The organism is Sorangium sp. So ce302 (assembly GCF_051530145.1).
Lineage (GTDB): Bacteria > Myxococcota_A > Polyangia > Polyangiales > Polyangiaceae > Sorangium > Sorangium cellulosum_B.
The window spans coordinates 697430-722161 of sequence record NZ_CP150326.1 but is presented as its reverse complement, the minus strand read 5'-3'; the positions used below and the strand labels follow the sequence as shown (position 1 = coordinate 722161).

Genomic DNA, 24732 nt, shown 5'->3' with positions numbered 1-24732 from the left:
CGTGCGCGCCGGCCTGCCCCGCGACCTCGCGCAATGGATCGCGCTCGCGCTCGCCGTCGCCGCGCTGCTCACCGGCGCCTGGCTCCTCCGCCGCTCGCCCGCCACCGCGCGGGCCGGCCCCGCGCCTCCACGCCCCGGCGCCGCGCGCTCGGGCCGCGACCCCGCGCCCCGCTCCGGCGCGGCCCTGGGCGCCGCGATCGCCGCGACCCTCTCGGTCGTCGCGGCGCTGCTCTCGGCCGCGTACGTCGCGGTCTACCTGCGGGGCGGCCCCCGCATCATCGACGCGACCAGCTACTGGCTCGAGGCGCGCGCGATGGCGGCCGGCTACCTCGCGTGGCCCCTCGATGAGCCCGCGGCCTCCGTGCTCGGTCGCTTCCTCGTCCGCAGCGACGCGATGGCCGGGCGCGGCGCGGCCGAGGTCGCGGTCCTCTTCCCGCCGGGCTACCCCGCCCTGCTCGCGCTGGGCTTCCTCGCGGGCGCGCCGCTCGCGGTCGGCCCGGCGCTCGCCGCGGCGCTCGCGATCGCCACCTACGACCTGGCCGCGCGGTTCGCGCCGGAGGGCCCGGCCCCGTCCGGGAGCGCCGCGCCGATCCGCTTCGTTCCGCTCGTCGCCGCGCTCTTCTCGGCGCTCTGCGCCGCGCTCCGCTACCACACGGCCGACACGATGTCGCACGGGCTCGCGGCCCTCTGCTTCACCGTCGCGCTCGCGTCGGCGCGGCGCGCGCTCGACGAGGCCCGCGCCGCCGCGTCGACGGGCGCCGCGACGGGGCCCCTCGGTCCGGCGGTCCGCGCCGCCGCGCTCGCCGGGCTCGCCGCCGGCTGGCTCGCGGCGACGCGCCCGCCGAGCGCGCTCGCCCTCGCTGCGACGCTGCCCTTCGTGATCCTGCCGGCGATCGCGCCGGGGAGCGCGGCGGCCGGCCCGCGCGAGGGCGATCCGCCGCCGCGCCCCTCGCCGCGGCTCGCGCGGCTCGCCGCGGCGATGGCGATGGGCGCCCTCCCCGGCCTCGCGCTGCTCGCGGCCCACCAGCGCGCCGCGACGGGCGCCTTCGCCTCGTCGCAGGCCGCGTATTACGTGGTCTCGGACGGCCCGCCCGGCTGCTTCCGCTACGGCTTCGGCGCCGGCGTCGGCTGCCTCGGCGAGCACGGCGACTTCGTCCGTCACAACCTCTCGGAAGGATACGGTTTTCTGGCGGCTGCCGGCACGACGCTGCGCCGCCTGAAGCTCCACCTCGTGGACGCGCTCAACGCCGAGCCGCTCGCGTTGCTCGTGCTCGCCGGCGCCGTGATCGCCTGGCGGCGGCCGCGCTCGCGCGCCCTCGCGATCGCCCCGCTCCTCCAGGTCGCCGCTTACGCCCCCTTCTATTTCGACGGCAACTACCCGGGAGGCGGCGCGCGCTTCTTCGCCGACGTGCTGCCGGTGGAGCACGTCCTCGCCGCCATGGCCGCCCTCGCGCTCGCCGAGCGCGCGGCGACGGCGGCGCACGCGGAGCGCGGCCCCGCGCGCCGGCGTGGCGCGCTCCTCGCGGCCGCGCTCCTCGCGGCGGCGCTCCCGCTCGCCGGCTTCGCCTTCCGCGCGGGCTTCGACCACGCCGCGCTCCGCGATCGCGAGGGCGGCCTGCCCATGTTCGACCCCGGAGCCGTCGCGCGCGCGGGCGTCTCGCGCGGCCTCGTGTTCGTCGACACCGATCACGGCTTCAACCTCGGCTTCGATCCCGCCCCGGAGGACGTCGCGGTGCTGCGCTACCGGGGCGACGCGATCGACCGCATGGCGTGGGAGGCCCGCGGTCGCCCCCCCGCGTACCGCTACCGCTTCGCGATCCCGGACGGAGGCGGCCTCGCCTCGGTCTCGATCACGCCGCTCGTCTTCGACGCCGAGCCGCCCGGCGAGGCCCGCATCGAGGGCGAGTCGCTGTGGCCGCCCCGCGACCAGCGCGGCGCCTTCGCGCTTCCCGAGCACGCCGGCGGCACGTGCGCGTCGGGCGGGCGCCTGCTCGCGGTGCACGCGGCGGGGCGCGGCGAGGCCGTCGTCCGGGTCGGCCTGCCCGCCCCTTGGCTCCGCGGCGCCCGGATCAGCCCGCGCGTGGCGCTCTCGGGCGACGGCGCCGGCGAGGTGCGCCTCCTCGTCGACGGCGCCCTGCTCCACGTCTGGCGGGTCGAGCCCGCCGCGCCGAGCCCCCCGGGCGCGCCGCTCGCCTGCGCCGAGCTCCCGCCGTATCCGATCCCCGAGGGTGCCGTCGGAATCGAGCTCTCCCTCGCCCGCGAGGACGCGGCGGCAACGTGGGAGACCGGGGAGACCGGGCAGACCGGGCAGGGACAAACCGGAGCCCTCTTCGCGCTCGACGCGCTCTCTGTTGTGGGCGGGAATTCGGTTGACCGCTAGTCCCGTAACATGCGAGCTTTTCATAGGATTCTGTTGTCGTGCGGCTCCTGGAGCGGCGCATCCCCTGGAGCTCTGCGGTGGAAAGCGGCAAGTCGAGCGCCGGCGGCGGTCCGCTCGGGTGGGGGAGGTGGACCATGACGAAAAGCGAGCTCATCGACGCGATCGCGGGACGGGGGGAGCTCACCAAGGCTCGAGCGGAGCTCGTGGTGAACTGCGTCTTCGACGCGATGACGCAGGCGCTCCAGCGCAACGAAGGCATCGAGATCCGCGGGTTCGGCAGCTTCACGGTCAGGCCGTACAAGCCCTACAGCGGCAGGAACCCGCGCACGGGCCAGCCGGTGCCCGTGCCCGCCAAGCGCCTTCCGTTCTTCAAGGTCGGCAAGGAGCTCAAGGAGCTCGTCAACGCGAGCCGCGCATACGCGATCTCGGGTGACGACGACGACGAGGACGAGGACGACGAGGAGACCGACGACGAATGAGGCGGCGCGCGGCGCGTCCGTGACGTGACGCGCCCCACGGCGTGGCGGCGTGACGACGTCGCTCGCGGCGCCCTGGTCACTCCCTGCGCCCTTCCGCGCGCGCCGAGGCGCGTCGCCCCTCTGGCGGGCGGTTCCGCTGCGCGGTAGAAGCGGGCCCCATGGTCCCCGCCGAACGTCAGCTCCAGATCCTCTGCAAGGGTGTCGTCGACCTCCACGTCCGGGCCGAGCTCGAGGAGCGGATCCGCGAGGGCAAGCCGCTGCGCGTGAAGGCCGGCTTCGACCCGACCCGGCCCGATCTCCACCTCGGCCACACGGTGGTGATGCAGAAGATGCGGGAGTTCCAGGAGCTCGGGCACCACGTGGTCTTCGTGGTCGGCGACTTCACGGCGATGGTCGGCGATCCGACCGGCAAGAACGAGCTGCGCCCGCGGCTCTCGCGCGAGGAGGTCGTCGCCGCGGCGGAGACCTACCAGGCGCAGGCGTTCAAGGTCCTCGACAAGAACAGGACCGAGGTCCGCTACAACTCCGAGTGGCTGAACAAGCTCGATCCGACGCAGATGATCGAGCTCTGCGCGAAGTACACCGTCGCCCGCATGCTGGAGCGCGACGACTTCAAGAAGCGCTACGAGGAGGCGCGGCCCATCTACGTGCACGAGTTCATGTACCCGCTCCTCCAGGCCTACGACTCGGTCGAGCTCGAGGCCGACATCGAGCTCGGCGGCACCGATCAGCTCTTCAACCTGCTCGTGGCGCGCGACCTGATGCCCCGCTACGGCAAGCGCGCCCAGATGGTGATGACGATGCCGCTCCTCGAGGGCACGAACGCGCGCGTCGAGGACGGGAAGGTCGTCGGCGCCAAGATGTCGAAGAGCGCGGACAACTACGTCGGCATCACCGAGCCGCCGTTCGACATGCTCCAGAAGCTGATGCTCGTCGATGACGGCGTGATCTGGCGGTACATGGAGCTCCTGTCGTCGCGCCCGCCCGAGGAGATCGCCGCCCTGCGGGGGGCGGTCCTCCGCGGCGAGCAGGGCGTCATCGCGGTGAAGGAGCTCTTCGCGCAGGAGATCGTCACCCGCTTCCACTCGGCGGAGGACGCGCGCGCGGCCCTCGAGCGGCGCCGCAGCGTCGCGGCCGGCGGCCTGCCGGAGAACATCGAGGAGCTCCAGGTGGCGAGCGACCGCGACACGATCCCGATCGGCAACGCGCTGGCGCTGGCGGGGCTCGCCGAGTCGACCTCCGCGGCGCGGCGCCTCGTGAAGGGCGGCGCGGTGCACCTCGAGGGCGAGGTGGTCAAGGACGAGCAGCTCAAGCTCGAGCGTGGGAAGCGCTACCTGGTCCGCGTCGGCTCGAAGAACCGCCGCTTCGCCTACCTCGTCGTTGGCTGACGCGCGCGGGCGAGCGCCTCGCCGGCGCGCCGTGCTCGGCGGCGTCCTGGGCTGCGCCCTCGGCCTCGCGCTGCCCTCGTGCGGCGGCGCGCCGCGGCCGCCCGCCCGGCCGAGCCCGCCGCTGCCGCCGCTCGCCACTGCGGACCTGACGCGCCTCCTGCCGCAGGCGGGGCTCAGGTGGCTGATCCTCGTCCGGCCCCGCGAGGTCGCGGCGGTGCCGTGGCTCATCCCGTCTATCGCGCTCGTGGCGCCCGAGGAGAACCTGGCCCGGCACGCCCGCGCGACCGGCGTCGATCTGCGGCAGGTGCGCGAGGCGGCGATCGCGTCGTACGCGGGCGCGGGGCCGGCGGGCGACGCCACGCTCTACGTGGCGCGCCACAGCGGCGATCCGCGCGCCATCGAGCGCCTCTTCCGGCGGCGGCTCACGGGCAAGGAGCGGCGCGCGCTCGATCGCCCGGACGTCGTGCGCGTGACGGGCGACATCGGCACGAAGCCGCACGCGCTGGTGCTGCTCGGCGAGGACGTGGCCTGCGTGCAGGACGGCGGCAGCCCGCTGCGCGGGCCGGCGCGCGTCGCGTCGCTGTACGCGCTCGGCCGCCTCAAGCGCTCGCCCGCGGCGCTCTCGGGCGGCCCGCTGCGCGCGCTCGAGGCCCGCCTCGGCCCGGCGCCCGTGCGCGCGTTCGCGCCGGGGCCGTTCGACGGGGAGCTCGCCCGCGGCGCGCGGGGGCTGCTCGCGGCGGCGACCGCCGTGGGCGCGGCCGCGAGGCCGAGCGCCCGCGAGGGGATCGCGCTCGCGATCGCGGTGGCGGGCGACTTCTCGACGAGCGGGGAGGCTGCCTCGGAGGAGCTGCTCGCGGCCTGGAACGAGCTGGCGGGCGGCTCGTTCGGCCACCTGCTCGGGCTGGACGCGCCGGTCGAGCCGCCGCTCGCCACCCACGCGCCGGACGCGGTGGCCGTCGCGGTCGAGCTGAACCCGCGGGCGCTCGCCCGGGGGCTCGCGGCGGCGACGGGCGAGCGGCTCGCCGAGATGCTGCGGTAGGCGCGGCGGCGCGTCGCCGGTAAATTGGGTGCCGTCAGCGCCATGCCCACCACGACCAGCGGCTTCTTCCTGCAATGCGCCTCCCGCGGCACGCTCGAGCTCGTCTTGCCCACCGCCGAGGCGCCGTTCGGCGTCGAGCACCACCGCCGCGAGGAGGCCTCCGGGCCGTGGCGTCACGTGGCGACGTTCGCCAGCGGCCTCGGCCCGGTCGAGGCGGTGTCGCTCATCCAGAGCAACTTCGGCGATCCAGGCCACCTCGAGGCGGTGGCGCGCATCGGGGATCGGCTGGCCGCGTTCTGGTGCGCGCCCTCGAGCGAGCCGTCGTGGAGCGAGCCGCGCTTCTTCGCGGAGGGCGCGGCCGGCGACCCCGCCCTGATCCAGGGCGGCTTCGGGGGCAAAGGCAACTTCGAGCTCGTGGTGCCTCACGCGAGCGGCGGGATCGCGCACTACCACCGCGACAACGACACCGCGGAGCTCGGCTGGCGCGGCCCGGTGATCTTCGGCGAGGGGCTCGGTCGATTCGAGGCGGCCGCGATGATCCAGCGCGTGGCCGGCGCGCCGCACGGACCCCACGCGCCCGGCGACCTCGAGGTCGTCGCGCGCGTCGGCGATCGCCTGGTGATGTTCCGGCGCTCTCCCGGGTCCGGGGCTGCGTGGCACGGCCCGGAGGAGGTGGTCTCCGGGGTCCGCGGGACACCGGCGCTCTTCCGGAGCACGATCGGCGGACCTGGGACGCTCGAGCTGTTCTCGCCGCTCGCGCGCGTGGGGCTCGCGCGGTGGAGCCGTGACGACGGCGCCCGCGGGGCGCGCTTCCGCGGTCCGACGGTGTTCGCCACCGATCTGGGCCGGTGCGAGGCGGTATCGGTGATCGAGAGCTGGCCGCTCGGGCGAATCGAGCTCGCCGTGCGCGCCGATGGGCGGATCGTCCACGCGACGCGCGACGGCGCGGTCTGGTCGCAGCGCGCGATCGGCAACACGTCGCCTTCCCCGGCAGATGTCCCCTCTCCGGCGACGCTCCCTCCGCCTGCCACCACGACGAATCGCCCGCCTGCAGCGACGACCTCTCGCCCACCCGCCGCCACGACGAATCGCCCGCCTGCCGCTACGCCCTCTCGCCCGCCTGCGGCGACGACCTCTCGCCCGCCTGCGGCGACGACCTCTCGCCCGCCCCCCTCGATGAGCTCGCCTCCGCCTGCGCCGCTCCCCACCGGCGCTTCGCCGCGGCTGCGCGCCGGGCCGCACCGGGCGGGGTTCCGGCGCATCGGCGCGCTCTCGCTGTCGGCGGACGCCTGCTACCCCGACACGTGGCCGTTCCAGGGCGCGCTCTACCGATGCCCCGCGCGGAGCGCCGCGCTGCTCTACTACCCCGCGTCCGCGGACGGCGAGGAGGCGCCGCTCTCGACGGAAGGCCCGTTCCCGGTCATCGCGATCGCCCACGAGCGGCGCCTCGCCACGAGCGCGGCCACCGCCGGGTCGCCCGCGGGTCTTGCCCAGGACTACCGCCAGCTCGCCGGCGTGATGGCGCACCTCGCGCGCTGGGGCTTCGTCGTCGTCGCGCCCGATCTCTCGTGGCTCACGCCCGACGACGCGCCGCTGCGCCGCGCCGCGGTGCTCCGGGACGCGCTCACGCACCTCCGCGCCGGCTCCCGGGGCCCGCTCCTGGCCGACTTCGCTCGGGTGGGCCTGCTCGGCCACGGGCTCGGCGCGCAGGCGGCGCTCGCGCTCGCGCTCGACGCCGCTTGCCCGTTCGATGTCCGCGCCCTCGCGCTCCTCGCGCCGGCGGGCGCCCCCGAGCGCGCGCTGTCCATCGACGCGCTCGCGCCTCGGCCGGCGCTCGTCGTCCGCGGCACCGCGGACCCCATCGCCGCCGCGGTCCCGGCGTCGCTCTACGAGCGCGCGCGCGCTCCGAAGCACCTCGTGACCCTGCCCGGCGCGAACCACTTCGGCTACACGACGTCGCTCGGCCTCGCCGAGCCGCTCGACGGCCACGCCGGGCTCCCGCGGCGCGAGCAGCAGGCGATCGCGATGGGCTACCTCGCCGCGTTCTTCAATGGCTACCTCCGGGACGCGCGCGGCGACCTCGACGCGCTCTCGGGCAAGGCGTCGCTCGAGGGGCTCGAAGCACGTGAGATCCCGGTCAGCGCCGAGGTGCCTGACGGAGCGGCTGGCTCCTAGGCGCAGCCGGCGGGGCCGCGGCCGGACGCGCGATCGGCGCGATGCTAGTTTCCGTCGCGTGTACCAGCTCGGCGGCCTCGTCGTCACGCTCGTCAACGGCCTCCTCGGCCTGATCCTCTGGCGGCGGCTGCGCGCGGCGTTCCCTCGACATGGGGCGCTGATCAGCGGCCTCTGCGCTGCGGGCCTGCTGCTGGCCGCGCTCCCGGCGCTGCTCATGGCCGCGGCGAGCTTCTCGGGGCTGCGCGCGCTCCAGCGCCACGCGCCAGAGCCGCTGGCGCTGATCGCCATGGGCGCGCAGGTGGGCCTGCTCCTCTACGGGTTGCTCCTCGGGCTCGCCACGCTCGCGTGCGCGGCCGTCCGGGCGCTCCGCCGGCTCCAGCCGCCCCGGAACGCCCGGCCTGCGGCCGATCCCCAGCCTGCGACGAACGCGCAGGCCAGCGCCGGCGCTCAGGCCGATCCAGCCGCTCAGGACATCCGCGTGCCTGGGGAGGTCGAGGCCCGGCCGGAGGCCGTCGATGAGCGCCGCCGCCGCTTCGTCGTCGGCGCGACATGGGCGCTTCCCGCGGCGGCGGTCGCGGTGTCGATGGGCGGCGTGCTCGCGTCGCGACAGCGTCCGGCCGTCGTGAGGCTCGCGCTGCCGGTGCGCCGCGAGCTGACGAGCCTGCACGGCGTCACCATCGCGCAGCTCAGCGACGTGCACGTCGGCAGCTTCATGGATGCGGAGCGGCTCGACGAGCTCCGCGGCGCCATGAACGCGATCCGCGCGGACATCCACGTCGTCACCGGCGATCTGCTCGATCACCACGTCTCGCAGCTCGAGCTGTCCGCGCGGCTGCTCCGGGGCCTGCGCCCCGCCCGGGGGCAGCTCTTCTTCTGCATGGGCAACCACGAGTACATCGCCGCCCGGTCGGCCAGCGTGGGGACGATCGTGAAGGGCCTCGAGGAAGCGGGCGCCCAGGTGCTCGTCGACGAGGCGCGGGAGGTCCGCCTCGGCGGCGATCGCCTGTGGATGGGCGCCATCGACTACCCGAGCCGCGCGCGCCCAGGAGAGCCCGCGCGGCGCCCGACGCGCGACGGACTCGATCGAGCGCTCGGCCAGATGCGGGACGACGGCGCGCCGCGCGTCCTCCTCAGCCACCACCCGGGCACGTTCCGGGCCGCGCGCGAGCTGCCGTTCGATCTGATGCTGTCCGGTCACACGCACGGCGGGCAGATCTCGCTCGGCCGGATCGGCGATTACGCGCTCACGCCGATGTTGCCCGCCGGGCTCTACCACAACGGGCATTACGAGCACCGGGGCCGTCGCCTCCACGTCAACGCCGGCGCCGGGGGCTGGCTGCCGGTCCGCATCAACTGCCCGCCGGAGATCACGCTCGTCGAGCTCGTGCCCGCCTGACGCCGCAGCCTCGTGGATGCGCCCAGCCGCCCTCGGCTACAGCGTCACCTCGAACGGCGCGCGCGCGAGCTCTTCGCCCGTCTCCGACCGCACGACCGCCGTCCACTCCCCCGCCTTCCGCGCCCCGCGCGTGAACGCCCACGTCCGCCACCTCGGCGACGGTCCGACCCCGAGCGTCACGTTCCCGACCGGCTCCCCGCCGCCCGGCGGGACGAACGCCACCGTCACCTCGCCCTCCACGTCGCTCCGGTTCTCGACCTCCAGGTACGCATAAAGCCGCGGTGTCTCCGGCGCGTGGAACGTCGTCCCCGGCGCCACCGGCTCGCGGTCCTTCACCCCCTCCGCGATCACCAGCCGCTTCACCTTCAGCTCCGCCGCCCCCCTCCCCTTCTCCTTGGCCTCACGGCTCCCCTTGCCCCCCTTGTCCGCCACGACGTTCGCGTCCGGCGCGGGCGCCGTCACCGTCGCGGCCGGCAGGCCAGCGGGCGCCGCCGCCGTGGCGGCTGCAGGCTCGGGGCACTGCGTCGCCGCGGGGCTCGCGGCAGCGGCCGGCGCCGGAGGCCGCGCGTCGTGACGCTCGCCGCAGCCGGCGAGCGAGACCGTGCAAAGCGCCAGAAACGTCATCCGTCGAGCCATCTTCATTGCCATCGAAGCACTCCTCCGCGATCCGGGGCGTCCCGGCCTCGCCACCGGATATGGCAAGGCGTGGACCGCTTCTGGCTCATTGAAATCACTGAAGATTTTGGCTGACCTGTGGTCGCTCGGCCGCGCCCCGTGTGTCCATCGAGACGGCCGACCCGCGCCGCCGCGATCGACCCGAGCCCCAGGCCTCCTCGAGTCGACGCGCGGACGAGATGCCGATCGCGAGCCCTCGCTCACGTCGAGAGATTCACCCGCCCGGCTTCCCTCCAGAAGCGGGGACAATCCCGTCCGCCCGCATCCGCTCGGCGCTCGCCGGCCCGGCCACGGTGCCGGCCGGGTGCACATACCACCCGGCCGGATCCGCCTTGTCCGGATCGTCGCGGACCTTGAGGACGGTGAACATTCCCCCCATGTCGATGTACGAGAACGGCCCGGCCCCGCCGCGCATCGGCAGGCTGTTCGCGGGGATCGGCATGGGCATCTCGCCCATGCCGCCCATCCCCGTGGTCCCCATCGTCATGTAGCCGGGCATCACGCGGCTCATCCGCCGATCGAGCGCGCGGGTCTCGGCGCCGACCATGTTCGGCAGGCCATGGCCCATCTGCATCATCGTGTGATGGGTCATGTGGCAGTGCACAGCCCAGTCGCCCGGCTCCTCGGGGACGAACTCGATGACCCGCGTGCTGCCGACCGGGACCAGGACCGTCGTCTCCGGGTACTGGGCCGACTCGGGGACAAACCCGCCGTCCGTCGCCGTGACCTGGAACGACAGGCCGTGCAGGTGGATCGGGTGGTGATCCATCGGGCCGAGGTTCCCGAGGCGCACGCGCACGCGCTCGCCGCGGCCGACGACGAGCGGCGCCGTCGCGGGGAACGCCTTGCCGTTGAACGTGAGGACGTTGAAGTCGCTCATCGCGTTCGGGTCGGGCCGGCGCGCCCCCGCGTTGATCTTCCACTCGTGCGTCATCAGCACGAAATCCCGGTCCACGCGCGGCCCCCTGGGCCTCCTCGGATGCACGACGAACATCCCCACCGCGCCCAGCGCGATCTGGGTCATCTCGTCGAAATGCGAGTGGTACATGTACGTCCCCGGATACCGCACGATGAACTCGTAAACATACGTCTCGCCGGGCTCGATCGGGCGCTGGGTGAGCCCGGCGACTCCATCCATGCCGTTCGGCAGCACGAGGCCGTGCCAGTGGACCGTGGTGGCCTCCGGCAGCGAGTTCGTCACGTAGATGCGCAGGCGATCGCCCTCGACCGCCTCGATGGTCGGGCCGGGCGTGCTCCCGTTGTAGCCCCACACCTCGCTCTTCAGGCCGGGGGCAATCTCGTGCTCGAGGGGGCCGGCGACGAGGTGGCCGACCTTCACGCCGTCCACGACGCGCAGCGGGAGCGTGCTGCCGTTCGGCGTCACCACGGCGGGCTGCCCCCCGGGCGCCGCGGTCCGGCGAGGCGGGGGCGTAGCGGCGCCCGCGGCGGGCGGCGCGCCAGGGCGCTGCTGCGCATGGGCGAGCCCTTGCGTGAGGATGGCGGCGCCGGCGGCCAGACCGCCCGCGTGGATGAAAGCACGTCGGTCCATGTCAATGCCCTCCTTCGCCGGTGGCCGAGGCCCTCGGCATCGCCGCGGGAGCTCCGGCCCCCGCGGCCTCGACGCGGCGCCCTGCCAGGAGCGCGTCGAACGCAGCCTTCGCCGTCCAGTGCTCGCGCAGCGCCTCGACCGCCGCGAGCTCGGCGTCCAGCTGCTCTCGGCGCGCCGAGAGCAGCTGGAAGACCCCGACCTGCATCGCGTTGTACTGGAGCAACGTCTGCTCCAGCACCCGCTTGCGCGCCGGGAGGATCACGCGCGCGTAGTGCCGCGCGCGCGCGTGCGCGAACAGGAGCCGGCTCTGCGCCTCGCGGACCGCCGAGCGGACGTCGACGGCGCGCCCGTGGTAGCGCTCGAGCAGGCCGTCGAACTCCGCCGCCTGCGCGGCCTCGGCCCCCTGACGCCGATCGAAGAGCGGGAGCGAGAGGCGGACCCCGGCGCCGAGGACCCACGGGTGCTCGTGCGCCTCGCCGCTCGCGCCGAGCTCCCGCTCGCCGTGCACGCCGATCGCCACGTCCGGCACCCAGCCCTCGGCGCGCAAGGCCCCGGCGCGCCCCGCCGCCGCCTCGAGCCGGCTGCGCAGCTCCGCGAGCTCGAGGCTCGCCCGCAAGGCCAGCGACTCCGCGCGCGGCGGCGTCGCGAGCGCCTCGGGCGCCGCAGGGACCGCGCCGGCGATCGTCCAGGAGGTCGCCGCGCCGGAGAGGCCGAGCAGCCGGGTGAGCCGCTCGCGCTGCGAGAGGAGCTCCAGCTCCATCTGCGCGGCCGTGACGCGCGCCTCCTCGTAACCCGCCTCCTGCGTCGCCACGTCGAGCTCCGGGACGTTGCCCGCCTCGAAGAGCGCGCGGGCGGCGTCGCGGGCCGCGGCGAACGCGTCGAGCGCGCGGTTCGCGATGCCGAGGCGCTGCTCCGCCGCCTGCGCGGCGTAGAACGCGGCGCGCACCTGGTAGCCGAGATCGACGACCGCGCCCGCGGCGCGGTAGCGCGCGGCCTCGTGCTCCGACCGCGCCGCCTTCGCGTGGAGCGGCGAGAGGAGCGCCGACGTGAGGTCGATCTCGACCTCGAGCTCGAGGTGCGCGTGCTCGACCCCCTCCTGCAGCGGCGTGACCCCGATCGCGATCTCCGGGTTCGGCAGCTTGCCCGCCTGCTCGAGGTTGCCCCGCGCGACGCCGACCTCCTTCAGCACGGCGCGCAGCTCGCGGTTGTTGAGCAGCGCGATCCGCACCGCGGCGTCCGCGGTGAGCGGCTGCCGCGGCGCCTGGCCGAGGGCGCGCGCGCCCTCGGCCGGCGCCGGATCGACCTCCTCTGACGCCGCGCCCTTCGGGAGCTCGACGCGGGAGAGCTCGCGGATCCGCGCCATGTCGGCGGTCGACGACGGGGCGGCGCAGCCGGCCGCGGAGAGGAGCGCGAGGCCCGCCGCGAGCGGGGTGAGGCGCGCGGCGAGCGCGCGCGAGCGCCGGGGTTCAGTGCGCATGGACGGGCTCCTCGGGCGTGGCAGCCGCCGGGCCGCCCTCCGGCGGCCTCGCCGGCGCCGGGCCGTGATGATGGTGGTGGTGGTGGTGCTGGTGAGGGTCGGCGCCAGCGCCCGCGGCCGCCGCCGGCTCGAGCCCGACCCAGCCCGCGGCGGGCTCGCCGGGCAGCGGAGGCTCCTCCGAGAGGGCGACGCCGATCCGCGGCGAGGGAGCTTCCGCGGCCTGCGGTGAGGCAGCAGAGGACGCGGGGAAGCTCGCGGGAAGGCTGCGCGGCGCGCAGCCGGCGAGCGCAGCGACGAGCATCAGCAGGGCGTTCAGGCCGGCGAGATGAGGTGATTTCATGGAAGCCGCTCCAGCGTGGCGAGTGCGATCACGTGCGGGGCCCGAGGGCGACCGCGCCCCGCACCGGCTTCATGCCGCATTTGAGCTCGAGCGCTCCAGAGCTCAGCGCAGGAAGTTGGATCGCCAACAGCGTCGTCCCGGGTTGCATGCATGGCCGACGCGCGCGGCCCGGCGGTATTACACGCTCCTGGCCGCGCGCGGTCAGGCGTGGATGTACACGAGCGTCCCGCCCTTGTCGTTGAACGCGGCGTGCCAGCCCTCGGGGACGGGGGGATCGGTCCACGCGAACAGCCACGCCGCGTCGGCGGGCGCGAGGTTCACGCAGCCGCTGCTCCGCACCTTGCCGAACGCGTCGTGCCAGTAGACGCCGTGCAGCGCATAGCTGTTGTGGAAGTACTGGACATAGGGCACGTCCCGCAGGTCGACGGACGACTCGCTGAGCTCGTCGCCGTCCATCGTCGCCGTGACGTGCTTCTCGCGGATGAAGAACGTGCCCTGCACGGTGGCGCTGGTGGTCGCGGGATCGCCGAGCTCGCCCCTGCCCGTCGAGACGAGGGTCGCGAAGACGGGGCGCTCGCCCTCGTAGGCGACCAGCGTCTGGAGCTCGATGGAGATGTCGATCCACTTCCTTCCGCGCGCCGCGTGCCCCCAGAAGTCGCGGCCCAGCCGCGCGACCCGCAGCGCGGACGCGGGGATCCACACGCCCGCGTCGGTCTCCGCATAGGCGCCGCCGGCGGCCGTCTTGCCGGTGAGCACCCAGCCGGAGCGGTGCGCCGCCCAGCCGTCCGGCTTGAGCTCGCCCGAGGCGTCCGGCTTCAGCGTGCGCACCCCGTGGTGCATGACGAACGCGGGCGTCCCCTCGCTCTTCACCTCCACGCCGCGCATCGCTGTGGGGGTGACGGCCGAGGTGCGATCGATCGGGATGAGGTCGAGCTCGGTCGTCAGGCCGAAGCGCCGCCCGGTCCACGTGAAGGTGGAGATCAGGCCGAAGGCCGAGTCGGCCCGCGCGCGCCCGCGGTGCGCGGGGAAGCGGACGTTCTCGGCAGCGCCTACCGGCTTGGGCAGGTCGCGGCGGCTCGCGAAGAAGGGCGTGAGCGGCTCCGGCTCGCCCAGGAGCGCCTCGTCGCGGCGGGACCACGCGGGGGTGCCCTGGGCGCGCGAGCGCCCCTCGACGCGCCGCTGCTCGGCCTCGCTGGGCAGGTGGACATAGAGGTGCGGCGGCGGCTTCCGCGACACGACGTACCGGTACGGATACGGCTCGCCCCGTCGCGGGCCGGCCGGCGTCGCGGCGACGATCTCGTGGTCCAGGTCGAGCGAGGCGCCCTTGCCGACGCACACGAAGCCGCGGGGATGGATGGCGTACCACCCGCCGGCGCACCCCGCGTCGCCCGACGGCGCCGCGGCGCGCTCGACGAGCGCGCCGGCCCGCAGGTAACCGAGCTTGAGCGCGCCACGCTCGGGCGCGGCGTACACGAACGTGCGCATGGCGATGCTCGCGAGCTTGTCGCCGCGCCCGGGCCGCAGCGCCTCCCTGGACGCCGCGGGCTCGGCCTCGACATCCGCGCCGCCGTCCAGCGGCTCCACGACGCCCGCGGCGGCGAGCGCCGGCTCCAGGGCCGCCGGCTGCGCGGCGGCCGAGCGCCCCGGCGGCTCCTTGCCTGGGCCGCAGGCCGCCACGAGCGCCGACGCGGCGAGCGCCGACGCGCGCCGCAGCCGATCCAGACCACCGCGGCGGCGCGCGCGCGCATCCGGGAAAGAGCAAGCCATGACGAGCAACGGGCCTCGTCTAGCTCAGAGCCCGCCCGCCGACCAGATCGCCCGCGGCGCGACGTCCTCGACCCACCGAGCAGCCACAGCAGTTCAACGCGCGCGCTCCCCACCCTCGCACCGCTCAAGTTCACCAGCGCGGGTCGCCGTCGGTCAGCCAATCCAGCGCCCGTCGGGTCTCCTCGGCGACAGGCCCGTCGTACCGGTGGCCGGCCTCCTTGCTGCGCGCCACGCGAGCGAGCACCCCCGCTTTCTCCAGGCGCGCCGCGGCCGCCGCGGCGGCGCCGCCGCACCCGGCCTGCGCGCAGACGAAGAGGACCCGCTGCCCGCCGCCGTCCGCGAACGCCTTGGCCGTCGCCGGGGTCCACTTGTCGTGTCCGCCCTCGACCAGCACGAGGCGCGGGAAGAGCGCCGCCCGGCGCGCGGCGATCGCAGAGCCCATGATCGCGCCCAGCGAGAAGCCTGTATAGAGCACCGCGCCGGGATCCACGTGCTCGGGAAAGCGCGCCCGCAGCGCCGCGAGCCCCGCGTCGATCTCCTGCTCCAGGCGGGCGTTGCTCTCGTACGTGAAGCGGACGTCGCTCGCCGACGGCGAATCGGGCCGCGCGACGCCCCTCGGGCACAGGACGAAGACGCCGTCTCCCACGATGTCGCGCCACACCTGGCACTGCCACTCGGGCCGATCGTAGTTGCCGTGCGACGCGATGAGCACGGGACGCCGCGCGGTGGCGCCGATCGGCACCGACACAACGGCGCTCGGAAACCCCTCGACAGGGAGCTCCACGAACGGCGCGTCCGCGCGGAGCGGCGCAGCTCCCGCAGCAGCGGCCGCCGCGTCCCCGGCGGCGGCCGCCGGTGTCGCGCCGCCGTCCGCGGCCTGCGCCGCCTCTTCCCGCGCCGGGGCGGGCGCGACGCTGGGCGGCGCGGGCGCCGGACCGGCGGAGCGGCCTGGGCGGTCACAGCCGAGCGCCGCCGCCGCAAGGAGCGGAAGCGACACGAGCGAGAGGAAGAGGAACGCGGCGGGGGGCGCCATCCGACCCAGAGGATGACGCTTTCCTACGGGAGCGCCTCCGCGAGCTTGTCCGCGAGCGGAGCGCCCCAGCCGGTCGGATAGTCCCAGCCGGGCCCCGCGCTGAACCCCTCGGGGGTCTTGCCCTCGGTGATGTCGCGGAACGCGGCCTGCACGCCCGCATCGGTGTAAAGCGCCCGGTTCAGCCACCCGGCGACGGGCTTGCCCTGCGCGATCCGGTGGCTGTTCACCGACGCCATCAGCCCGGCGAACACCGGCGCCGCAAACGAGGTGCCGCCGCGCTGATCCCACTCGCCCAGGAAGTAGAGCCAGTACGGGGAGTCCGACGACGCGCTCAGCGCGACGTCGGAGACCGCGCGCGTGCCCTGCGCGTCCGTCACGACGCTCTCCTGCCACCACGGCGTATCGAAGGCGCGCGATCGGCCCGAGCCGGAGCCGCTCCACGCCACCTCGCGCGCGACCTCGCCGCCGCCGCCGAGCTCGAGCACCGTCCCGCCGACGCACGTCACATACGGGCTCGACGACGGCACGTCGGGCCTGCTCGAGTCGCCGCTCGCGACGACGATCGTCATCCCGAGCGCCGCGCCCATGCGCGCCGCCTCGTTGTATTGCTCGCGGATCGGCTGCGCCTCCGTCTCCTCGCGGTGCGCGAACGACGTCGAGAGCACCGACACCTCGCCGGCAGCGATCGCCTCGTTCCACGCATAGAGGATGGAGTGGGTGCGCGCGTCCGACCCCTGGTACGCGATGAGCTCCGCCATGGGCGCCATCACGCCCGACCATTGCATGTCCAGCGTGCTCTCGACATAACGCGTGGAGATCGGATCCGCGGTGACCACTTCCTCGGGGTTGTCGCGCGAGACGCCGAACGATCGCCAGAACGACTGGAGATCCCGGGTCTTGAACGTCGCCCCGACAACGACGCCGAGCTTCACGCCCTGCCCGCTGTGGCCGGCGGTGTGGAGTGCTTCGGCTCCATAGGCCCGCGCGATCTGCGCGGGCGTGTACCCCTGCTCCGGCTCCGGCGGAGGGTCCGTCTCGATCGCGCCTCCCTCGGCCGGGAGCGGATCGGTGTCGGCGGGGATCTCGACCGAGATGACGCCCGACGCGAGGTCGATGATCCGCTGCGGCGGCCTGAGCGGATCGAGCGCGCCGAACGTGCGGAGCGGCTTGCCGCCGGCCGCGGGGTTCTCGCGCTCGAAGTCGCGGAGCTCGGTGTCAAACGCGGTATTGAACTGCTCGACCGTGCCCGCGAACTCGAGCAGGAGCCGGTTTTTGGACCGCCGCCGGATCTCCATCCCCTGCTGGACGAGCCAGTCTTCGACGGCCGCGACGTCGCTCTCGGACGGGGCGTGGCGCTCCATCCAGGTCTCGACCGACATGTACTTCCGGAACGTGTCCGGCTTCCCGGGATCGTACATGTCCTCGATCGCGCTCTCGAGCCCGGGGACATCGCGGGTCGGGAACCCCATCAGCGCGCGGAAGCGGCCCTCCTCCGGCGCCGCGCCGAAGTCCATGTAGATCCCCGCGAGCGGCCGGGGAAGGCCGCTCGGGAGCACGGGGCCGTCTTTTCCGCACGCTGTGCCCCCGAGGGCGACCAGCGCAGCGCACCAAACCGAGAGCGAACGCATCAACGAGGCCCTGCGACCGAGGGGGGAAAGAGTCCGTCAGGCGCGTCTCAGCACCACACGTGCTCGATGAGGTAGCAGGTGTAGGTCCCCGGCTTCCATGTCTCGGGGCGCCCGCCGGTCGTGTTGTCGGTACATACCTCGCAGTAGGCGTGGATGCAGTCGGGGTCGGTGCTCTGCGGCTTCGCCCCGGGGGCCGACGGGGGCTCCTCGGAGTAGAAGAACCCGTCGGTCCTCAGCTGGTCGAGCTCGCTCTCCGACAGCTTCCCGAAGGCGGACTCGTCCGAGGAGATGCTGAACCGATCGTCCGACGCCTCGGTCAGGACGGGCGCCGGGTAGTCGCCGTAGTCCGCCTGCTCGATGGCGGCCATCTGCTCCGAGAGCAAGATCTCCTTGCCGTTGCCGGTGGAGAGCTTGATGCGCGCGTAGTCGATGGCCCCCCCCGAGTAATCGAGGGCGTAGACCGTGTCTCGGCTCATGTCGAGGTTCAGGAACTCGCTCGTCTCGAGGGCCTTCGAGACCTCCGCCTGGGTGATCCGCTCGTGCGCCACCGCGTCATCGACGGGAGCCTCCTCCGACGCGCCGCATCCGGTAAACCCGGCCGCTGCGATGACGCCAAGCGCAACACTGAGAGCGAGCGATTTGGAAGAACGGATGGACTGTCGAATCATGATGGCGTTCCTTTCTTATGGGCTCACTGACGGCGCTCGCCTGGCCTCGCGCGGGCCAGCGGGAGCTCCCCCATGTCGGTCCTGCGTCGCTCCTGCAAACGATCGCTTGCTTGTCGGACCCCACGACTCCGGCGAGTCGAGTGGAATGAGGGGAAGATGAATTCATTTCAACGGTGCCGCAGGCCCCCCATACCTGGCAAGTAATTTCCCGGCGCGAAAGAGATTTCCATCGTTCTTTCTGCCGCACAGTGGTCGGGACGGTGCACCGTGCGGGGCCTCGCTTACCCCGAGCTGCAGACGGGCCATGACCCGACTCAGGGATTGCCGTGGAAGCCGGCCGCGGACATACCGGAGCCTACATGGAGGACGTGGCCAGATCGCCGCTCGGTTCAGCTGCTGTGTCCGCCGAGGCTGCCATCGTGGTCCTCGACGGCCCGCTCGGGACCGAGCTCGCCGCGCGCGGGGTCGAGACGCCGGCGCCGCTCTGGAGCGCCGCGGCCCTGCTCGATGCGCACGGCCACGACGTGGTCCGCGCGATCCATCGGGATTACGCGCGCGCAGGCGCGACGGTGCACACGGCGAACACGTTCCGCACCAGGCGGAGGCAGGCGGGCGCCGCCTGGGCCGAGCTGACCGCGCGCGCGGTCTCGCTGGCGCGTGAGGCCGTGCGCGACGAGGGCCCACGGCACCGGGTCGCCGGCAGCATCGCGCCGATCGAGGATTGCTACCGGCCCGACCTGAGCCCGGCCGACGCGCGGCAGGAGCACCGCGAGCTCGCGCAGGCGCTCGCGAGGGCGGGCGTCGACCTCCTCCTCTGCGAGACGTTCCCGCACATCGGCGAGGCGCTCGTGGCGCTGGAGGAGGCGGTCGCCACGGGCGTCGAAGCATGGGTGTCGTTCACGGCCGGTCCGGGGTCGGATCTGCTCTCGCCCGAGGACATCGGGCTCGCCGCGCGGGAGGCGGCCTCCCGCGGCGCGAGTGCCGTGCTCGTCAACTGCACCCCGGCGACTCGCACGCTCGCGCACATCGAGCGGCTCGCGGCGTGCGGCGTCCCGTTCGGGGCCTACGCGAACGCGGGCGCGGAGGCCGAGGGGCTCGGCTGGGGCGTTGGCGTCGACCAGCGCGGCTCGGCGGCCGCGCGTTATGCGGAGCTCGCGCGCCGCTGGCTCGAGGCGGGCGCCACGATCGTGGGCGGGTGCTGCGGGACGGGGCCAGAGCACATCGCGGCGCTGCGCGCGCTCGTCGACGGGGCGAGGCCCGCGCGCGAACCGACGGGATCGCCGCGCTGAGGCGACGCGCCCAATCGCCGGTTGCTCCCCACGGGGCGACGTGCCACCGATTGTCCGACGAGCCGGGCGACGCCAGCGCGAAGCGGCGCGGCGCCCGGCAGACACGATCCATCGCCTGAGACAGCACGCCGTCGCGATCGGCGACGGCCCACGGACACGGAGCGCAAGATGATCGATCTCTATTACTGGCCCACCCCGAACGGCTGGAAGATCAGCATAATGCTCGAGGAGACGGGCCTCCCCTACAAGCTCGTCCCGGTCAACATCGGGCGGGGCGAGCAGTTCAAGCCGGAGTTCCTCGCGATCAGCCCCAACAACCGGATGCCCGCCATCGTCGATCACGACCCTCCGGGCGGCGGGGCGCCGATCTCCGTGTTCGAGTCGGGCGCGATCCTGCTCTACCTCGCGGAGAAGACGGGCAAGTTCATCCCCTCGGACGTCCGCGGTCGTTACGAGGTGACCCAGTGGCTCATGTGGCAGATGGGCGGCCTCGGCCCGATGAGCGGCCAGGCGGGCCATTTCAATCACTATGCGCCGGAGAAGATCCCCTATGCGATCGAGCGCTATACCAAGGAGGTACGGCGGCTCTATGGCGTGATGGACAAGCGGCTCGCGGACCGGCCTTTCCTGGCTGGCGAGTACTCGATTGCCGACATGGCGAGCTATCCCTGGGCGATGCCGCACGAGCGGTACGGGGTGTCGGCCGACGAGCTCCCGAACTTCAAGCGGTGGCTCGATGCGGTGCGCGCGAGGCCCGCCGTCGAGCGCGGGCTCGCGGTCGGAAATGAGCTGCGGAACGCGAGCCAGCCGATGGACGACGAGGCGAAGAAGTGGCTGTTCGGGAAGAAGCCCGAGGCGTGACCCGCCCGTCCCGCACGCGCAGGGGACGCGCCCCCCGCGATTGCGCGGCGGTGCGCCCTGGGCGCGCGGCGCCTCGCTGACGAACTGCGACCAGGGCGGACAAACCAAGCTCCAACGCGCCGTCCAGCGCGCCAGCGCGCCACGCGCGACGCACCCCAGAGCGTCCTGAGCAGGGCGGGGCCACCAGCGCAGCGCGGCCTGCCGTCAGGGCTTCACCGGGCGCGCCGGGCCGCTGGTGCGCCCTGGCTGGACCCGACACGTCCTTTCGCCGGAGAAAAGGGGAACGAGCGCTCCTCGACGATCCGCTCGGCCCGGATCGCGCGGGCTCCGCTGCGGGGCGCCGCTCGCGCGAGCGCGCTGCATTGACGCCCTCGCGGACGTCAAGCACGCCGGGAGCGGAAACGTCTGCACAGCTCCGCCAGGCACACACTCTGCTCTGCGGTGAGCCGAGATGTCTGGGCCTGGTGGGCCCTCGCGGACATCGGGGGGAAACGATCATGTCGATGCATAGCAAGATGCTGGTGCCTGCATTTCTTTTGGCTGCTCTGGCCGCCGGTTGTGCGGTGAACACGGACGACGCGGACCTCGATCAAAGCGATCTCGGTGACGACGAGATCGGGGCCGTCGAGCAAGCGTTGGAGGAGGAGCGAGGCGGATACCTGGGGATGGGCGCGGCGCAGCTCGCGCCCGGACAGGCCCAGATGGGCCCGAGCAAGGGCGAGATGTTCCCCAGCAAGGGCGCGCTCGGACCGAGCAAGGGCGAGATGTTCCCCAGCAAGGGCGCGCTCGGACCGAGCAAGGGCGAGATGTTCCCCAGCAAGGGCGCGCTCGTGCCGAGCAAGGGCGGGATGTTCCCCAGCAAGGGCGCGCTCGGACCGAGCAAGGGCGCGCTCGGGCCCAGCAAGGGTGAGGTGTTCCCTGGCAAGGGCGCGCTCGTGCCGAGCCAGGCCGGGATGTTCCCCGGGCAGGTGCCGTCCAAGGCCGGGTTCGGCGGTTATTCCGGCCAGCAATCCAGCCAAGGGATCCAGGGCTATGCTGGTCAGCAGGCCGGCCTCGGCCAGGCCGCCATCTCCCAGTCGGGCGCTTATGGCCAGTCGGCCGTCCTCGGGCAGCTCGCGCCCGGCCAGCAAGGCCAGATCACCGCGCCTGGCCAGCAGGGCCGGCCGTAACGCCTCGCGCGCGCGCTCATCGGGCTCCCAGGAGAGCGCGCCCGCCCGCGCGCACCTCCCCCGCGCTCGATCGCCCAGATTGCCCCGACTGCCCCACGGCCTGGGTCGGTCGGGGCATTGTCTGGAGATCTACAGCGGTCTCCGCCCCCCTCTGCACCATCCAGAGCAGAGCGGCAGCAGAGCGGCGGTCACCCGCACAGGAGACGGGCCCAGATCGGCGTTTTCGGCGCGCAAGCGCACTCCTGTGCGCTGAGCACCGAAAACGTCGAGGTGGGCCCGTATCCGAAGCGGGTGACCGTCGCTCTAAAAAACGACGGTGCGGCGGCCTTCGACGATGACCCGCCGCTCCAGGTGCGCCCGGACGGCGCGAGAGAGGACGAGCCGCTCCACGTCACGCCCCATCCGGGTCATCTCCTCGGGGCCCATCTGGTGATTCACGCGCGCCACGTCCTGCTCGATGATCGGCCCCTGATCCAGGTCCCGCGTCGCATAATGCGCCGTCGCGCCGATGAGCTTCACGCCGCGCGCGTGCGCCTGGTGGTAAGGCTTCGCGCCCTGGAACGCGGGCAGGAACCCGTGGTGGATGTTGATGACGGGCGGCGCCTCATCGAGCATCTGCTCGGAGAGGATTTGCATGTACCGCGCCAGGACGAGGAGATCGACATGGTGCCTCTTCAGCAGGTGAAGCACCTGACGCTCCTGCTCGCGCTTGGTCTCCGGGGTGATCGGGATGCAGAAGAAAGGGATTCGAAAGCTCTCGGCCACCGCCTCGAGCGTGGGGTGGTTGGAGATCACGAGCGGGATCTCGCAGCGAAGCTCGCCCGCGCGCTGCCGGAGCACCAGATCGTAGAGGCACGCAGGATCCCTCGTGACGAGGATCGCCATCTTCGGGACGTGATCGCTGTATTCCACCGACCATCGCGCCGAGAGCGACGCGGCGAGCTCGCGAAAGGCGGCCTCGATCGCGCCGCGGGTGGCCGAGCCGCCCAGGGCGGCGACGGCGGCCGGCGAGGCGAGGCCGGACAGATCGACGACGAGACGCATGAAGAAGCGCGGGCCCTCGTCCATGAACGCATCGGTGTGGTTGCTCGCGTCGATGATGTTCAGGCCGATGTCATAGAAGAACCCCGCGAGTCGCGCGACGAGACCGGGCTGGTCGGGAGCGGCGATGAGGAAGGTTGCGTGAACGGGACCCATCATACGGGTCATGTAGCTCGCCCCGAGGCGGAGGCGCAAGCGCGAGGGCCGAGAGGGACCGCGGGCGGGCGGCTGCCTGTCTGCCTGGCCGCGCGCGCTAGCGCCCCTCGCCGCTCTCGGAGGACGGCGGCCCAGACGGATCATCCACGAGCCTCGGCGCCAGCGTGGAGAGCTCCGCCCAGGGGATGCGCACGGTCCGCTCGACGTCGCGCAGGTGCGCGCTGTCGTTGTAATAGATGAGGTGCCAGGCCTCGGCCCGACCCCAGCGCCGCCTTCGCTGCCAGTGGGTGAGCGAGGTGTGGCGGGTGGCGAAGTGCGCGCTCGGGAAGGCGAGCGCGTTCATCCTGAAGAAGTGGAGGAACGCGACGTCGATGAAGCCGCCGTGGGTGACGACGACGATCGTCCGCCCCTCGTGCTCACGGGTGACGCGATCGAGGGCGACCGAGACCCGCAGCATGAACTGAGCCCAGCTCTCGCCACCGGGGCTCGCCGGCCGGTACGGCTCGCGCTCGAAATCGATCGCGTAGCGCACCATCGCCTCGCCGACCGGCATCCCGTCCGCCTCGCCGGGGCGGAGCTCCTGGACCTCGTCGTCGAGCGTGACGGGCAGCCCCAGGGCGGGGGCGACGATCTCGGCCGTCTGCTGCGCCCGGCGATAGGTGCTGGCGATCAGGACGTCGGCGGGGATCTCGCGCGTCGCGGCCAGGCGATCGCGCAGGCGCTCCGCCTGGAGGACGCCGAGCTGCGTCAGCCCGGTGTCCCCGCGCATCCCGCCCACGATATGGTTCACGTTGACCAGCGCTTCTCCATGCCGGATGAGATAGAGGTTCGTCACGATCTGAGCCTCCGAGGCGCGCGACCTTGTGGGGGGGAGGGCCGCGCGGGGCGGTTCGCGCTCGCTAGGAAGAGCAAGGCCCCCCTCGAATGTCAAGGGTTTGTACCGCCGCCGCGCGGGCGCTCAGGGACAGCCGTGGAAGAGCGCGAAGATGGCCGCGCTCTCGGAGCAGACCTGCTCGTCGCGCAGGGCGCTGCAGAAGTCGTCCTCCGTCAGGAAGGTCTTCTTTCCCGTGCTGCCCTCGATGCAGGAGATCGAATAGGCGAACCGCGAGGCGCCCTCCCCGGGCAAGCCTGGGAGCTCCAGCTCGGAGCCTTCACCCACCTGCGAGCCGCTGCCACCCGCGTCCTCCGGCGGATCGACGCCGAGCAACGGGAGCACCAAGATGGGCAAAATGCTGAAGAGACCGGCTACGAAATTCGGGATCATGGGTTTACCTCCAACGTCGATAGAAAGGCATCCTCGTACGAGGTGGCCATTTCAGCTGTCGAATCCAACATGCATCCGACAGGCCAGCTCCGGTCCTGTCCGCCCATTGCACAGCGCGCGCGAGCGCGGGGCGAGCCCGCGCGCGCCATCGATCGAATGCGCGGGCCGCCTGCCCCGTCCGGGTCGGAGGGGGCGCGCGGGCCGCCGCCGCGTGATCGCGGCGGGCCGGACGGGCCCGCCTGGGCGCGGCGCGCCGGACCGGCCCGCCCGGGCGCGGCGCGCTGCGCCGCCCTTGCCAGCTCGCTCGGACATGGCCTACAAGGCGGGCCCTCTGAAGGAGACCCTCATGCACCGTCGCAGCTTCATCGCGGCCGCGCTGCTCGGCTTCGCGGCCCTCGCCGGGTGCGGGCCGCGCTGGCGCGTCGTGACCCAGGCGAGCCCCGACACGTTCGTCGGCCAGCGGTATTTCGCCCTGATGCCCATCGACTACGTGGGCCTCTTCATCCTCGACCAGCGCGAGGACCAGTACCTGGCCGGCAAGGACGCGGACGATCACCAGCGCTTCGTGGCGGACAAGGAGTCCATCAACGAGGAGTTCACGAAGGCCGTGGTCGCCGCCGCCCAGGAGGAGGGCATCGAGGTCGCGCCGTCCGACGGCCACACGTCGGCGCCGTTCGTGATCAAGCCCTATATCGGCTACATGAATCCAGGCTTCTACGCGGTCGTCTCCTCGGCCCCGAGCCAGATCCGGCTGACGCTCCGGCTCACGACGCCGGACGGCCGGGTGCTCGATGAGGTCCAGTTCTCGAGCCGCACGGCGTCGCCCATCCCGAACACGAGCCTGAGCTCCGCGGACGCGGACAAGCTGAAGCCCGGCGGCCGCTGGCGCGAGGACGCGCGCGTGATCGGCGCGTATGTGGCGCGCTACCTGGCGTCCCGCGTCAGCCCCTAGGCCCCC

At 73.5% G+C, this 24732-nt stretch carries 21 protein-coding genes; 10 read left to right on the top strand and 11 right to left on the bottom strand.

Annotation, left to right across the window (positions count from 1 at the left end):
- Nucleotide 1 precedes the first annotated feature (1 nt).
- The 6 genes from WME73_RS02770 to WME73_RS02745 all read left to right on the top strand — a co-directional run bounded on the left by WME73_RS02770 (nt 2) and on the right by WME73_RS02745 (nt 8857).
- Nucleotides 2–2380, top strand: a complete 2379-nt coding sequence (locus tag WME73_RS02770; RefSeq protein WP_437914643.1) for a hypothetical protein — start codon at nt 2–4, stop codon at nt 2378–2380.
- A gap of 134 nt (nt 2381–2514) precedes the next feature.
- A complete protein-coding gene (locus WME73_RS02765; RefSeq protein WP_437297590.1) occupies nt 2515–2859 on the top strand; it encodes an HU family DNA-binding protein in 345 nt (114 codons plus the stop codon).
- Between the two features lie 158 nt (nt 2860–3017).
- The gene (tyrS, locus tag WME73_RS02760; RefSeq protein ID WP_437549251.1) at nt 3018–4247 is read left to right on the top strand and encodes a tyrosine--tRNA ligase; all 1230 of its coding nucleotides are present in this window, start codon (nt 3018–3020) and stop codon (nt 4245–4247) included.
- Nucleotides 4240–5286 carry a hypothetical protein gene (locus WME73_RS02755; protein ID WP_437914642.1) on the top strand — a complete coding sequence of 349 codons (1047 nt, stop codon included), beginning with the start codon at nt 4240–4242 and terminating at the stop codon, nt 5284–5286. The genes tyrS and WME73_RS02755 overlap by 8 nt, the downstream gene beginning before the upstream one ends.
- A gap of 42 nt (nt 5287–5328) precedes the next feature.
- On the top strand, nt 5329–7461 hold the full coding sequence (locus tag WME73_RS02750) for an alpha/beta hydrolase (protein ID WP_437914641.1): 2133 nt from the start codon (nt 5329–5331) through the stop codon (nt 7459–7461).
- A 58-nt stretch (nt 7462–7519) separates the two neighbouring features.
- Entirely contained in the window at nt 7520–8857 is a 1338-nt protein-coding gene (locus tag WME73_RS02745) for a metallophosphoesterase (protein ID WP_437914640.1), read from the top strand.
- 36 nt (nt 8858–8893) lie between these two features.
- Here the strand turns inward: WME73_RS02745 and WME73_RS02740 are convergent, their stop codons facing one another.
- From WME73_RS02740 to WME73_RS02705, 8 genes are all read right to left on the bottom strand, one after another.
- Nucleotides 8894–9505, bottom strand: a complete 612-nt coding sequence (locus tag WME73_RS02740; RefSeq protein WP_437744007.1) for a DUF2914 domain-containing protein — start codon at nt 9503–9505, stop codon at nt 8894–8896.
- Nucleotides 9506–9746: 241 nt separating this feature from the next.
- Nucleotides 9747–11081, bottom strand: a complete 1335-nt coding sequence (locus WME73_RS02735) for a multicopper oxidase family protein (RefSeq protein WP_437914639.1) — start codon at nt 11079–11081, stop codon at nt 9747–9749.
- Nucleotide 11082: 1 nt separating this feature from the next.
- Nucleotides 11083–12558 (bottom strand): TolC family protein, encoded by a 1476-nt coding sequence (locus tag WME73_RS02730; RefSeq protein ID WP_437744005.1) that lies wholly within the window; start codon nt 12556–12558, stop codon nt 11083–11085.
- Nucleotides 12548–12898, bottom strand: a complete 351-nt coding sequence (locus tag WME73_RS02725) for a hypothetical protein (RefSeq protein ID WP_437744004.1) — start codon at nt 12896–12898, stop codon at nt 12548–12550. The genes WME73_RS02730 and WME73_RS02725 overlap by 11 nt, the downstream gene beginning before the upstream one ends.
- Nucleotides 12899–13099: 201 nt before the next feature.
- Nucleotides 13100–14665, bottom strand: coding sequence for a L,D-transpeptidase (locus WME73_RS02720; protein WP_437914638.1), 1566 nt, complete (start codon nt 14663–14665; stop codon nt 13100–13102).
- Between the two features lie 130 nt (nt 14666–14795).
- The gene (locus WME73_RS02715) at nt 14796–15698 is read right to left on the bottom strand and encodes a hypothetical protein (protein ID WP_437914637.1); all 903 of its coding nucleotides are present in this window, start codon (nt 15696–15698) and stop codon (nt 14796–14798) included.
- A 23-nt stretch (nt 15699–15721) separates the two neighbouring features.
- Nucleotides 15722–17254 carry a S53 family peptidase gene (locus WME73_RS02710; protein WP_437914636.1) on the bottom strand — a complete coding sequence of 511 codons (1533 nt, stop codon included), beginning with the start codon at nt 17252–17254 and terminating at the stop codon, nt 15722–15724.
- 119 nt (nt 17255–17373) lie between these two features.
- Nucleotides 17374–17994: a hypothetical protein gene (locus tag WME73_RS02705; protein ID WP_437744000.1), complete on the bottom strand. Its 621-nt coding sequence runs from the start codon at nt 17992–17994 to the stop codon at nt 17374–17376.
- 398 nt (nt 17995–18392) lie between these two features.
- On the opposite strand from WME73_RS02705, the gene WME73_RS02700 reads away from it, so the two are divergent.
- The 3 genes from WME73_RS02700 (at nt 18393) to WME73_RS02690 (ending at nt 21313) form a co-directional block, all read left to right on the top strand.
- Nucleotides 18393–19283, top strand: a complete 891-nt coding sequence (locus tag WME73_RS02700) for a homocysteine S-methyltransferase family protein (RefSeq protein ID WP_437914635.1) — start codon at nt 18393–18395, stop codon at nt 19281–19283.
- Nucleotides 19284–19451: 168 nt separating this feature from the next.
- Nucleotides 19452–20144, top strand: coding sequence for a glutathione S-transferase N-terminal domain-containing protein (locus WME73_RS02695; RefSeq protein ID WP_437743998.1), 693 nt, complete (start codon nt 19452–19454; stop codon nt 20142–20144).
- Between the two features lie 497 nt (nt 20145–20641).
- A complete protein-coding gene (locus WME73_RS02690; RefSeq protein ID WP_437743997.1) occupies nt 20642–21313 on the top strand; it encodes a hypothetical protein in 672 nt (223 codons plus the stop codon).
- Nucleotides 21314–21616: 303 nt separating this feature from the next.
- On the opposite strand, the gene purU is transcribed toward WME73_RS02690, so the two are convergent.
- From purU to WME73_RS02675, 3 genes are all read right to left on the bottom strand, one after another.
- On the bottom strand, nt 21617–22510 hold the full coding sequence (gene purU, locus WME73_RS02685) for a formyltetrahydrofolate deformylase (RefSeq protein WP_437747940.1): 894 nt from the start codon (nt 22508–22510) through the stop codon (nt 21617–21619).
- A gap of 97 nt (nt 22511–22607) precedes the next feature.
- Entirely contained in the window at nt 22608–23345 is a 738-nt protein-coding gene (locus WME73_RS02680; RefSeq protein WP_012233128.1) for a histidine phosphatase family protein, read from the bottom strand.
- Between the two features lie 123 nt (nt 23346–23468).
- Nucleotides 23469–23774, bottom strand: coding sequence for a hypothetical protein (locus WME73_RS02675; RefSeq protein WP_437743996.1), 306 nt, complete (start codon nt 23772–23774; stop codon nt 23469–23471).
- A 346-nt stretch (nt 23775–24120) separates the two neighbouring features.
- Between WME73_RS02675 and WME73_RS02670 the strand changes: the two genes are divergently transcribed.
- Nucleotides 24121–24726: a hypothetical protein gene (locus tag WME73_RS02670; RefSeq protein ID WP_437743995.1), complete on the top strand. Its 606-nt coding sequence runs from the start codon at nt 24121–24123 to the stop codon at nt 24724–24726.
- The last annotated feature ends 6 nt before the right edge of the window (nt 24727–24732 follow it).

Bases quoted from the DNA above. Each gene is read 5' to 3' on its own strand.
- WME73_RS02715 (WP_437914637.1), bottom strand. From the start codon at position 15,698: ATGGCGCCCCCCGCCGCGTTCCTCTTCCTCTCGCTCGTGTCGCTTCCG.
- WME73_RS02690 (WP_437743997.1), top strand. From the start codon at position 20,642: ATGTCGATGCATAGCAAGATGCTGGTGCCTGCATTTCTTTTGGCTGCT.
- tyrS (WP_437549251.1), top strand. From the start codon at position 3,018: ATGGTCCCCGCCGAACGTCAGCTCCAGATCCTCTGCAAGGGTGTCGTC.
- WME73_RS02740 (WP_437744007.1), bottom strand. From the start codon at position 9,505: ATGGCAATGAAGATGGCTCGACGGATGACGTTTCTGGCGCTTTGCACG.
- WME73_RS02730 (WP_437744005.1), bottom strand. From the start codon at position 12,558: ATGCGCACTGAACCCCGGCGCTCGCGCGCGCTCGCCGCGCGCCTCACC.
- WME73_RS02675 (WP_437743996.1), bottom strand. From the start codon at position 23,774: ATGATCCCGAATTTCGTAGCCGGTCTCTTCAGCATTTTGCCCATCTTG.
- WME73_RS02705 (WP_437744000.1), bottom strand. From the start codon at position 17,994: ATGATTCGACAGTCCATCCGTTCTTCCAAATCGCTCGCTCTCAGTGTT.
- WME73_RS02670 (WP_437743995.1), top strand. From the start codon at position 24,121: ATGCACCGTCGCAGCTTCATCGCGGCCGCGCTGCTCGGCTTCGCGGCC.
- purU (WP_437747940.1), bottom strand. From the start codon at position 22,510: ATGGGTCCCGTTCACGCAACCTTCCTCATCGCCGCTCCCGACCAGCCC.
- WME73_RS02695 (WP_437743998.1), top strand. From the start codon at position 19,452: ATGATCGATCTCTATTACTGGCCCACCCCGAACGGCTGGAAGATCAGC.
- WME73_RS02735 (WP_437914639.1), bottom strand. From the start codon at position 11,081: ATGGACCGACGTGCTTTCATCCACGCGGGCGGTCTGGCCGCCGGCGCC.
- WME73_RS02720 (WP_437914638.1), bottom strand. From the start codon at position 14,665: ATGGCTTGCTCTTTCCCGGATGCGCGCGCGCGCCGCCGCGGTGGTCTG.
- WME73_RS02750 (WP_437914641.1), top strand. From the start codon at position 5,329: ATGCCCACCACGACCAGCGGCTTCTTCCTGCAATGCGCCTCCCGCGGC.
- WME73_RS02725 (WP_437744004.1), bottom strand. From the start codon at position 12,898: ATGAAATCACCTCATCTCGCCGGCCTGAACGCCCTGCTGATGCTCGTC.
- WME73_RS02765 (WP_437297590.1), top strand. From the start codon at position 2,515: ATGACGAAAAGCGAGCTCATCGACGCGATCGCGGGACGGGGGGAGCTC.